At 66.6% G+C, this 10,099-nt stretch carries 10 protein-coding genes and 1 pseudogene; 4 read left to right on the top strand and 7 right to left on the bottom strand.

Annotated elements, in window-relative coordinates; all coding sequences use genetic code 11:
* The first annotated feature begins 486 nt into the window (after positions 1 to 486).
* From D7Y11_RS38820 to D7Y11_RS43590, 3 genes and pseudogenes are all read left to right on the top strand, one after another.
* On the top strand, positions 487 to 1,230 hold the full coding sequence (locus D7Y11_RS38820; RefSeq protein ID WP_126936200.1) for a hypothetical protein: 744 nt from the start codon (positions 487 to 489) through the stop codon (positions 1,228 to 1,230).
* Between the two features lie 65 nt (positions 1,231 to 1,295).
* Positions 1,296 to 2,468 carry a hypothetical protein gene (locus tag D7Y11_RS38815; protein WP_233607540.1) on the top strand — a complete coding sequence of 391 codons (1,173 nt, stop codon included), beginning with the start codon at positions 1,296 to 1,298 and terminating at the stop codon, positions 2,466 to 2,468.
* A gap of 54 nt (positions 2,469 to 2,522) precedes the next feature.
* A pseudogene (locus D7Y11_RS43590) lies at positions 2,523 to 2,627 on the top strand (hypothetical protein); the annotation flags it as partial.
* 210 nt (positions 2,628 to 2,837) lie between these two features.
* On the opposite strand, the gene D7Y11_RS38810 reads toward D7Y11_RS43590, so the two are convergent.
* Entirely contained in the window at positions 2,838 to 4,280 is a 1,443-nt protein-coding gene (locus tag D7Y11_RS38810; RefSeq protein ID WP_126936199.1) for an NAD(P)/FAD-dependent oxidoreductase, read from the bottom strand.
* A gap of 147 nt (positions 4,281 to 4,427) precedes the next feature.
* Between D7Y11_RS38810 and D7Y11_RS38805 the strand changes: the two genes are divergently transcribed.
* Positions 4,428 to 4,586, top strand: a complete 159-nt coding sequence (locus D7Y11_RS38805; protein WP_255424548.1) for a glutathione S-transferase domain-containing protein — start codon at positions 4,428 to 4,430, stop codon at positions 4,584 to 4,586.
* A gap of 52 nt (positions 4,587 to 4,638) precedes the next feature.
* Here the strand turns inward: D7Y11_RS38805 and D7Y11_RS38800 are convergent, their stop codons facing one another.
* From D7Y11_RS38800 to D7Y11_RS38775, 6 genes are all read right to left on the bottom strand, one after another.
* Entirely contained in the window at positions 4,639 to 6,447 is a 1,809-nt protein-coding gene (locus D7Y11_RS38800; RefSeq protein WP_126936198.1) for a VCBS repeat-containing protein, read from the bottom strand.
* A 95-nt stretch (positions 6,448 to 6,542) separates the two neighbouring features.
* Positions 6,543 to 8,114 (bottom strand): serine hydrolase, encoded by a 1,572-nt coding sequence (locus D7Y11_RS38795; RefSeq protein WP_126936197.1) that lies wholly within the window; start codon positions 8,112 to 8,114, stop codon positions 6,543 to 6,545.
* Positions 8,115 to 8,460: 346 nt separating this feature from the next.
* Positions 8,461 to 9,021 carry an immunity 52 family protein gene (locus D7Y11_RS38785; RefSeq protein ID WP_120575027.1) on the bottom strand — a complete coding sequence of 187 codons (561 nt, stop codon included), beginning with the start codon at positions 9,019 to 9,021 and terminating at the stop codon, positions 8,461 to 8,463.
* Positions 9,021 to 9,230 carry an Imm52 family immunity protein gene (locus D7Y11_RS45410; protein WP_346728633.1) on the bottom strand — a complete coding sequence of 70 codons (210 nt, stop codon included), beginning with the start codon at positions 9,228 to 9,230 and terminating at the stop codon, positions 9,021 to 9,023. Before D7Y11_RS45410 ends, D7Y11_RS38785 begins: the two co-directional genes overlap by 1 nt.
* 26 nt (positions 9,231 to 9,256) lie before the next feature.
* Complete coding sequence (locus D7Y11_RS38780; RefSeq protein WP_120575026.1) at positions 9,257 to 9,724, bottom strand: NUDIX hydrolase; 468 nt, start codon at positions 9,722 to 9,724, stop codon at positions 9,257 to 9,259.
* On the bottom strand, positions 9,721 to 10,099 hold a 379-nt coding region (locus tag D7Y11_RS38775; RefSeq protein WP_126936196.1), incomplete at its 5' end, for a DUF2380 domain-containing protein. The genes D7Y11_RS38780 and D7Y11_RS38775, both read right to left, overlap by 4 nt.

Raw genomic sequence — 10,099 nt, 5'->3', positions numbered from 1 at the left:
CTCGAAGTCTCCGCCCCCCAGGAACCCCCTGGCGCGCCCGACGGAGGACTACAACTAGCGGTCCACCTCTTGCCTCCGGAGCCCCGTCATGGAGTGGGAGCATGGGAAGGCCATGGTGGTCGTGCCGGTGCTGGAAGCGGACGAGCTTATCGTGCTTGAGCTGCGTGAACGTGCGCGCGAAGTCCCAGTTGCTGGACCTGAAGTTCGCCGCCTTCAGCACGCGCTGGAAGATCACGCTGCAATTCTTGACGCGGCATCACCGCGTCCGGTTCCTTCATGGCACAGTCGGAGGATTCGCTGGGGTGTCGTGCCGCCATGTGCCCGGAGGCCACGAGCCCAAGAAAAGGTGCGCCCGTGAAGCAGACTTCGAGCCCTCGTTTCGAACTCTATCGTGAGGCCGTTCGTGACTCTGGTGCGCCAGGAAGAGGTCGGCCCGTCGTCGAGCGGTGCGAACTCGTGCCTCCGGCGGGAGTGGATCCCCTCTCCGTGAAGCTGTCCTTTCTTCCGTACTTCCACGAAGAGAAGCCCACGACGACGCTGGGCGCATACTTCGATGCGCAGTCCAATGGCTTCGACTTCCTGCGGAAGGCGTTCTTCCCGCGGAGTCTCGACGGCTACAACAGTCATGACGAGTCCGAGCGGCGCTCGTTCATCACGCTTCTCGACGCCGCGTCTCCTCGCGCGCACGTCATTGTCGCCTGGAAGGATGAGCGACAGTGGTACGTCGATGAGCTCTTCTCCCGTCTCGAAGGCGTGGACGGCTGGTCGCGTGGCGAATGGGCCGAAGTGGTTGAAGGCTCGCTCGCGGACTTCATCCGCTTCTCTCCGTTGATCCAGTCACAGGTGGAGGCGGGACGGTCGTTGTCCGCGGACGCCCATCCGGCGGACGACGTCGTGCTCGAGCTGTCGAAGTCCCCGGGGATGCCCAACACGCGGCACTTCAATCTGGAGGTCTTCGCGGATGGCCGCTTCGAGGTGCGTCGTCCCCGCGAGCACGACTCGCGAGGCTCGGACGTCCATCGGCTCACGACGCTGCTCATCGCGGCCAGCCGGCTCCCGGCGGAGAGCGGTCCGTCGTTTCCTCGGCCCTTCATGCATGACGCGCAGACCCGGTCGGTCACCTACGTCGTCGCGGGGCGGCGCATCCGCGTGACGCTGGACGCGGACACGCCGCCCGACATCCAGAACTTCGCCAACCGGATGGCCGCCGCCTACGACGTGGAGCTCTGAGCGAGCGGCTCCGTTCCAGCAGGACCGCCTCGGTGCTCCCACGGATTTGAGCGACACTGGCGGACATGGCGGCCCGCCTTGCATCCCTCGTGTGTCTCCTCGCTGCATCGCCCGCCGCCGCCAACGTGGCCGCCTCCACGCGTACGCCCGCGACCTTCACCCTGTCACCGGGGACCGCGAGCACGCGCACGGAGGTGCTCAGCGAGAAGCTGGACTTCGATTGCGCGGAGGCGGAGCAGGAGGCGGTCTGCCGCTTCGAGGCGCGCTACCAGCTGCGCAACGGGACCCCCGAGGCGGAGGTCATCGATGCCGCGTTCCTGGGGCTCCGTACGCGCGAGGTCCGCGTGCGCTTCGACGAGGAGCCTCTCCCGGTGACAGAGGAGCAGGCGGCCTCGATGGGCCCCACGCCGGAGGATGCGTTCGGACGGCCCGCGCCTTCCCTGGTGGAGCGCTTCGGTTTCACCCTCACGCTTCCGCCCGGGAGGGAAGGGGAGCTGGTGGTGCGCGGCCTGATGCAGCTCGAGCGGCGCTTCCTGCCTTCGGGGTACGTGTGGCCCGCGGTCCAGTCGCGCCACGCACTGCTGTCCCCCAGTCCGGCGCGGGCCACGCACTGGGACATCGACTATCTGCTGGGGCCCATCCGGACCTGGGCGGGCAACCCCACGCTCCACGTCACGGTGCGTGTCCCTTCCGCGTGGGAGGTGGGCAGCAGCCCAAACGCATCCGCGCGCACGCTCCCGGTGTCCACGGGCTGGCGGCTTCGGCACGAGGGCGACCAGGTGGTGGCGGAGCGGATCCTCACGGCGGAGAGCGCGCCCGAGTGGCTCAACGTCACGCTGACGAAGCCCCAGCCGTGGTGGATTCCGGGCGGTGTGCAGCTGGGCCTGGGCGCACGGCTCGGGGATGGTTCCCGCTTCATGGCACGGCTCGGCTACCAGCTCGCCGCGCCCGAGTCCTTCCTGCATTCGCTCTCGGTGGAGACGGACTTTCGAGACCAGCTCGTCCTCACGCCGCTCACGCAGTATGCGACGCCCCAGGTTGTCATCATCCCGAGCTTCGGGCTTGGCCTGGGTGTACCGGTGCAGGTGCTCCCCGAAGCCAGGCCGGGCCTGCGGCTCCTCGCGGACCTGCACTTCGGTCCACTGGGGGCCGTGCTCACCTGGGACCACTACCCGGCGCTGCGGGAAGGCACGGACTCCTTCTCGCGGCTCATCCTCTTGTTCCAGGTAGGGCTGTAGACAAGCGAAGGGCCCGGAACCTTTCGATTCCGGGCCCTTCTCAGCGCCTTCTCGTGCAAGGGGCGAGGGGTGTGCCCCTCCTGCAACGCGAAGCGGGCGCAGGTGACGGCGGTGCACCTGGTGGAGCGGGTGCTGCCGCACGTGCCCTACCGTAAGTAGACGTTGTTCTTTCCGCACCAGGTGCGATGGGGACTGCTGAAGGAAATAGCGCTCCTGTCCATCCAATGCGTGCCCCGCCCAGTCCAAACGAGGTGTGCGCTCCTTCCAAAGGCTTCTCCACCGTCGCGGCAAAGGCGGGGCTCTCCTCCTCCTGCCCCGGCTCCGCCCCTGCTTGAGGGAGCGCGGCACCACCGGCAGCAGCAGCGGCGGCTACTCCGTGGACTTCTGGACCGGGACAGGGCTTGGGCGCGGGAGAGGGGGAGGCCGTGTCTCGGTATTCGCCAGCCGCTCGAGAGGGCGGAGGAGCGACATGACGCCATGGCCCAACACGGGCAATGCCACGGAGGGCTGGAGAACCGCCTCCAGCCCCGTGTGCAGGTGCAGTATCCGGTAGAACTGGCGATGGACGTGTGCGTCGGTCGACGTGCGCTCCATCAGCCGCAGGATGTACCAGTGCAGCAAGCCCAGCCCGAAGGGCCGCTTCCCGACGGCCTGCGGATACAGCAGGTCCATGCCCGTGCCCAACAGCCACGGGAGCCGGATGACTTCAGGCAGCCGCTCGCGGAAGCGCTGCGCCAGGCCCGATAGCTCGCCTCGTTCGGCCTGCTCGCGAAGGCAGGTGTCCAGCAGTTCCGCGCCAAGCCCCGCCACCGACATGCCTTGCCCGTAGAGGGGGTTGAAGGCACACGCGGCGTCTCCCAGGATGACCAGCCCCTCGGGAAAGCGGGGCAGCTTCTCGTAGTGCCGCCACCGGCAGTCCTTCACCTTGTGCTGGGAGATGGGCCCTATCGGCGTGGCCTCTTTCAGGTAGTTGTACAGGTCCGGACGCGTCAGTGAGCGCGCGTACTCGAGGAACCCCGCGTACTCGGTGGGCGCGTGCTCCCCGAAGTAGCCATTGAGGGTGACGAGCCACCGGCCTCCCTCCACGTGTGAGATGAAACCCGCGCGCCAGGCCTTGGGAGGACTTGGATAGAGGAAGAGCGCCTTCCATTCCTTCTGGAAGTGGGGCGGCGGCTCGTGCAGGCACGTCGTGTAGGAAAGGTCCACGATGACCTGCTCTTCCTCCGGGCGCGCGTAGCCGATGGCTTCCAACCACTGAGGCATCCGCGAGCCCCGGCCACTGGCATCCACGACGAGGTCCGCCTCCCACGACTCCTCGCCCTGGGGTGTCTTGACCCGGACGCCCGTGATGCGCCCCGTGCCCTTCTCGTCGGAGATGAGCCCTTCAATGGAGCAGCCCTCGCGCACCGCTACGTTGGGCCGCGCCTTCACCCGGCGCAGGACGTTCCACTCAAGCAGGGGCCGGGTGCACAACAGCCCGGGGATGCCGCTGGTGCGGCGCAGCTTCCACACCCCGAAGTGGTGCCAGGCGAGGTCTCCACTCGAGTCGATGAACTCGGCGCCCTGGACCTGGAGTTGCTCGAACAGGTCCGGGAAGTACTTGTCGAGGATGCGCCGGCCCGTGTCCAACAGCACGTGGATGTGCGGCCCTTGCGGAACGCCTTTGCGCGCGGCGGGCCCCTCCACCCGGACATCCCGCTCCACCAGCGTCACCTTGTCGAAGTGGTCCGCGAGCACCCGCGCGCTCAGGAGCCCCGCCATGCTGCTGCCGATGACCACGGCGCTTCCGAATCTGCGTCCAGGGGTTTCCAAGTCCCAAGCCTCCAAGGTTTCATGTCGTGGCGCTGCGGGTCAGAGGGGTCCGCCTTCCCCAGAGCCGCTCGCCCCCGCCGAGGAGATTGCACATCACCGGTCTGACATGCCCTCTCGGCCCCGGGGCTCGAAAGCTTCACCGCCACCCTGGAGGAGTCCAAGGCGAAGATGCTGGAGGGACTGGACAGGCTGGAGCGGGAGATCCAGGGAGACCCGTCGCGCTACCTGGTGGGCTCGTCCCTGTCGATCGCGGACCTCGCGGCGGCGTCGCTCCTCACTCGGCTATGTCAGCCCGGCCTCGCTTGAGAAGTGCCGGGCCCTGGGGAAACTCGCTCCTACGCTTTGGCAGTGCCGGGGCTCACGGCCCGTTCGGCGAATTCGGCGCGATGAGGAGCTGATAGTCGCCGCCGGAGGGGCCTCTGTAGGTTTCCTGATTCCCGAAGGAGAACGTCCCGCTGTTGTTGATCAGGAAGATGGTTCCCGTCGTGGAGTCACGCAGGCCGATGTCCTGCCTGCTGTCTCCGTCCCAATCGCCGGTGATGGGCTGGTAGTTCGAACCCGATGCCCAGGAGAACGTGAGTGCGTTCGAATAGGCGTAGGGGGCGACCCAGTGCGCGAGGTACCACACGCCATTGGCGGTATCGCGCAGCCCGATGTCGGTACGGCCGTTCTGGTCGAAGTCGCCGATGAAAGGCTGGTAGTTCCCCCCGGCCGCCCACGTGAAGCTGTTGGTGTGCGCGTACGTGTAGGGCCCGACCTGGCGGGCGAAGTGCCAGGCGCCGGTCGTGGTGTCGCGCAGGCCGATGTCGGTGCGCCCGTCGTTATCGAAGTCGGCGACGAGGGGCTGGAATTGAGCGCCCGCGGCCCAGGTGAAGCTCACCGTGTGCGAGTACACATACGGAGAGATTCGCCGCGCGAAGTGCCACACGCCGTTGAGCACATCTCGCACGGCGATGTCGCTGTACCCATCGTTGTCGAAGTCGCCGGTGATGGGCTGAAACTGGCTTCCGGCCGCCCACGGGAACGTCGTGGTGAAGTTCGAGCCCCCGAGGTCGTTGCCGCCCACGTAGTACTTGAACAACCAGTTGCCCGAGCTGATGCTCCGGAGCACGAAGTTCGGGGCGTTGCGCTTGTACTGCGCCACCTTCGCCTTGAGCTGGTCGTAATAGAACGTGCCGTGTCCGCCAGACATCGGCTCGAAGTCCGACGAGAACTCCGGATTCCACTCGTCGGTCAGGAGCGGGCGCAGGCTCGGATACGGGCTGGACAGGTTGCCGGGGTTCACGTTCTGCGAGCCCCACTCGTTCCAGCCGGTCACGAAGACGTAGGTGGGGTTGCTGCCCGTCACGCTCGACCACTGCTCGTTCAGGGTGGCCCCACCACGGCGCCCCAGCGCATTGCCGAGGCAGCTGTTGATGTAGTCCGCCTGGGTCGCGGGCACCACGGAGATCTCCTCGGGCCACCCGTTGCTCGAGTAGTACGGCTGCGGCGTGCGCTCCTTGAACGACCAGGTGGCGGTGCTGTTTTGCAGTCCCGCGATGGGCTTGCACGTGAACTGGGTCGCTCCGGTGCAGTCATTGGACATCAGGAGCGGCTTGCCGCCGACGTGGAAGAAGAGGCTGGCGGGGAACGCCGTGTAGAACGTGTTGTAGAGGGGCGAGTGCGAACTCCCCGAGTTGAAGAAGGCCACCTTCGGTGTGGCCTGGCCCGCGGCCATCCGGTCTCGAAAGCGTGTCAGCAGTGTGAGGGTGGCGTTGTTGAAACGCGAGTCCCCGAGGTTGCTGTTCGAGTAGTCGATGGTGATGAAGTCGATTCCGGCGGCGGCGAGGAGGCTCGCGTGATTGTCGATGAGCGCGTTGTTCGCGGTGCCGTCCGCCTTGCGGAAGCGGTACTGGTTGATGTCCCCGCTGAACAGCGCGGGCGCACCCCACCAGTGGAAGGACGTGTACGGGCACTCCGCCACCGACTGATCCGCCACCGGGCAGCTCGCGTCGTAGGGGGCTGGTAGCCGGCACCACGTATTCGCCGGCCCGAAGATGGACAGCCAATAGTCCGCCCACGTCTCATACAAGATGGTGACGAACTTGTTCTGGGTGGGCGCCGCGTGGGCAGGGCTGGCAAGAATGAGACAGGACACAGTCAGGGCGAAGGCATGTGGAAATCTCATCTTTCCAGGTTCGCCGCAGTTGTGCGGGATGTCAAAGAGCTGCAGATGCTGCAATCGCTGCCTCAGCCCTCAAGCAGCCGGCGCTGGCCCTGCGCTCACTTCCCGGTGGGAACGCCAAGCTTCTCGAGGACCTTCACCGCATTGGCATTGCCCGCGTCCAGTGCGAGTGACTTCCTGTAGCTCGCGATGGCCTCTTCCTTCAGTCCCAGCTGGAGCTGTGCCTCGCCCAGGCTGTCGAAGGCATTCGCATCCGTCGGGAAGAGCTTCACGTTCGCTTCGAACACCCGCACCGCTTCCGAGCCCTTGCCGTCTCCCAGCAACCGGTAGCCGAGCTGGTTCAGCTGCCCCGACTCCAGGCCCTTCATGCCCTCGCGATGTTTCGCGGTGTACCAGGCGAGCGCGGTGTCGATGCCCTTGAACCGCATGAGCACATCCACCTGGGCGGACGGCGACACGGGCTCGGGCTTGAACGCGGTCCAGGCATACTCGGCCGCGACGCTGGCGATGAGGCGGTCGAAGAGCAGGAAGCCGTTGTCGGAGTTGGCCATGACGACCACGCCGCTGCCCGTGTCACCGAAGGACATGAACGCGGCCTGGAAGCCTTCGTCCGCGCCTCCGTGCCAGAAGCGGTCGGTGCCGGTTTCCACCTGGAAGCCCAGCCCGAACCGCTCCGACTGCAGCGTCAGCATCTGCTTCGTCATCGCTTGCGACAGCACGCGCTTGGACTTCCCCGCTTTCGCGTTGGACACCTCGAGGGCGACCCGCGCGAGGTCGGACGGCGTGGTCCACAGTCCGGCCGCGGCCATCTCCGGGTACACGTGCCAGCGGCCCGCGACGCTCTTCCCGCTGGAGTACGTCCCGGTCGCGGTCCTGGTGGCGAGGGCCGAAGGCAGGGGCTGCTCGTAGGAACTGCTGCTCATGCCGAGCGGCTTCAGCACCGTTTCCCGCATCACCTGGGGGAACGGCTTCTGGAGCTGATCCACCATCATCAGCTGGACGATGGACGTACCCCCGCCGCTGTAGCGCGTCTTCGTCCCGGGGACGAGGTCGACGCGAACCGGGCCGGTGTTCGCGGGCGCCACGCCCTCCAGCACCTGCGCCAGCGTGGGCATGGGAGCGTCGACGGCGTACCCGGGGAAGCCATGCACGGTCGTCCCCGCGCTGTGACTGAGCAGCCGGCGCAGGGTGACCTTCTGCTCCTTCGTGAAGTCGTTCTCGGGGACCGTCCACGAGCGCAGCCTGTCGTTGATGTTCTCGTCGAGCGACCATTTGCCGGCCTCGACGAAGTGCAGCGCCGCCAGGGCGGTCACCGGCTTGCTGATGGATCCCGCCTGGAACAGCGTCTCCAGGGTGACGGGCTCCGAGCCTCCCGCCTCCTTCACGCCATAGGTCCTGGCCCAGACGATGGAGTGCTTGTCGAAGACGGCGATGCTCAGCCCGGGGATCCGGTACAGCGCCATCCACTGCGGGAGCGTCAGGCTCTGGGGTTTCTCGCCTTCGATGACGACCGGGGCCAGGCCCGCCTCCACTCGCGCCGCGCGGGCCGCATGAGCAGGGCTGGCCAACCATTGCGTGGCGGGCTTCTTCGTCCCCTCCGCCGCGAGGGCCGCACCTCCCGGGCTGGACAGGATGGCCGCGAGCACGAGGCGGGACAGGGAAGGGCGCATGGGTTCACCGAAGGAAGGAGGTGGGACGCGAGGTGTACGCCTGCCCCTCCGTTCGATTGCCGGTCGGGACGTCCCCTGGTGCTCTACCCGGCCAGAAAAGCGAAGGGCCCGGAACCTTTCGATTCCGGGCCCTTCTCAGTGGCGAGGAGTACGGGACTTGAACCCGTGGGCCAAGGCAATGGGAAGCCCAGGCAGGACGCGCTGTTACCCCCTATCGCCTTGATTTCCCTCGGGTTCATCATCCCGCCCCGTCCCAACCCGTTCCGGGGTGTGCCCGGCTGAACCACGCTGGAGGGGCACACTGGGGGCACATGACGGCCCTTCCAGCCCACGGAGCCGTGGCGGGTCAGGGGGTGACTGGCTGCATGAGATCGGCCCTTGCCAGCAGCTCACGAACGCGATGCGCCAGCGCCACATGCTCCGGGTTGGCCACCGTGAAGCGCTCCGGAGTCAGAACGATGAGCGTGCCCTTGTCCTCGACCGGCTCGATTCGCGCCGGGGCGGGAAGTGGCGGCACCTTGCCGCGACGCCGCGACAGGTACGTGACCCATCCCACGAACGTTCCGGTTCTGCCTTCGTCTGAGAGAAGTTCGCGATGGTCCCATGATGTAGAGACACACCCGTCAGGGTCCCAGGCCAACGCCATGCTTTGCTCCACTCCCGCCAACACATGGGCAGTTTGGAGCCTGTCAGCGTTCGGTCCGCGCTTCGGGAGTGTCATCACGCACGAATTGGGGACCGCTTCCGAGGAGGCGCCACACGTGATGCGCAGGGCAGCGCAATCCGCATCCGGGCCTCCGTTGTCGAACCAGAAGGTAAAGCCCAGTTGCTCAATAGCGGGTCCTCCGCGCTCGCGGTTGACACCAAGCCGGAACTGCTCCGTCCGCGTCGGCACATCGGGCGGCATCAGAGGGGGCTCACTCCCCCCCTGGATGTTCGCGTGGGCAAGTACCACTGGAAGAGGAGGGGATCGCTTGGCGCCAGCAAGGTAGGGAACGCAGCCGTGCGTCGGGCGCACTCCTCCGGCGACTCCTTGCGCGCCCCCCGTACGCCCCTGCGTAATAGGTTTCGGGAGGGGTCTTGGCCTTTGCTGTCACGAGATTCTCTCTTCACCATGGCGGCCCCTTCAACGGCCCGCCGGGTCAGACGTCCTCGTCGGGAAGGAGCGTCCGAAGCAGTTCGTCGTCAGGACTGAGCGGGCGCCAGCCGGGAGGTGGTGGACTGGCGAGGAGCACATCGCGCACCCGCCGCACGCGCTCTTCATAGGTTTCTGGGGTGTACGCAGACCAGCGCCCAAGCGTCATTGCAACCTCGAAGCGGCCTGCGTCGTCCAAGATGGGCGGCCAACCGTTGGGGAGTCCCTCAGCGACTTCGCGCACAAGCACGTCGCGAACGAAGCGCGTGACCCGCTTGTGCTGCTCTGCCTCGTACAGCAAGCCGCTCAACACTTGCACCGCAGCAACGTCGTTGCCCAGCTCGTCGGCCAGGACGTACAGCGGAACGGCAGGGCGCGCATCGGCAAAGGCGGTCAGTGAGTCGTAGCCTCGCTCACGGATCCGTTCGTACAGGCGCGCCTTGATGTTGCCCTGCCATGCACCTCCATCGCTCATCGTCCTCTCCCACGAGTGAAGTTCATCGGGATCCTATAGTCCCGCATGCTCTTCGCTACGAGAGTCAGGATCTCGTTCCGCGTCAGAGTTCGACCAGTGGCAATCTCGGCATCGCGCAGGGCCTTCATAATCATCCTGTTCCACTCGCCGGGCCATGTGCGTCCCAGCTTCCAGTTTCCCCCGCCGTGAATCGCCTCATGATCGGCCTGCTCCAGCCGGACGCAGAAGTTGTCGATGTCCATGTCGCCCTTGAATCCGCGCCGCTCGAACCATTCGCGGTGCTCTTGCGGCAGCACATGGTGTTTCGGAGCGTCCGACATGCCCGCCCCCGCCCTGCCCGTCACCTGCATGCCTCGCACTTCGGGGCTGTCCCCC

It is taken from the genome of Corallococcus sp. AB018 (genome assembly GCF_003986945.1).
Classification (GTDB): Bacteria; Myxococcota; Myxococcia; order Myxococcales; family Myxococcaceae; genus Corallococcus; species Corallococcus exiguus.
Note: the sequence above shows the minus strand (reverse complement) of the source record. Positions and strands in the feature narration are given on the sequence as shown.

Excerpts from the sequence above, each read along its gene's own strand:
- D7Y11_RS45410 (WP_346728633.1), bottom strand. The coding sequence starts at position 9,230 with ATGGTGAAGAGAGAATCTCGTGACAGCAAAGGCCAAGACCCCTCCCGA.
- D7Y11_RS38785 (WP_120575027.1), bottom strand. The coding sequence starts at position 9,021 with ATGCCGCCCGATGTGCCGACGCGGACGGAGCAGTTCCGGCTTGGTGTC.
- D7Y11_RS38780 (WP_120575026.1), bottom strand. The coding sequence starts at position 9,724 with ATGAGCGATGGAGGTGCATGGCAGGGCAACATCAAGGCGCGCCTGTAC.
- D7Y11_RS38800 (WP_126936198.1), bottom strand. The coding sequence starts at position 6,447 with ATGAGATTTCCACATGCCTTCGCCCTGACTGTGTCCTGTCTCATTCTT.
- D7Y11_RS38815 (WP_233607540.1), top strand. The coding sequence starts at position 1,296 with ATGGCGGCCCGCCTTGCATCCCTCGTGTGTCTCCTCGCTGCATCGCCC.
- D7Y11_RS38795 (WP_126936197.1), bottom strand. The coding sequence starts at position 8,114 with ATGCGCCCTTCCCTGTCCCGCCTCGTGCTCGCGGCCATCCTGTCCAGC.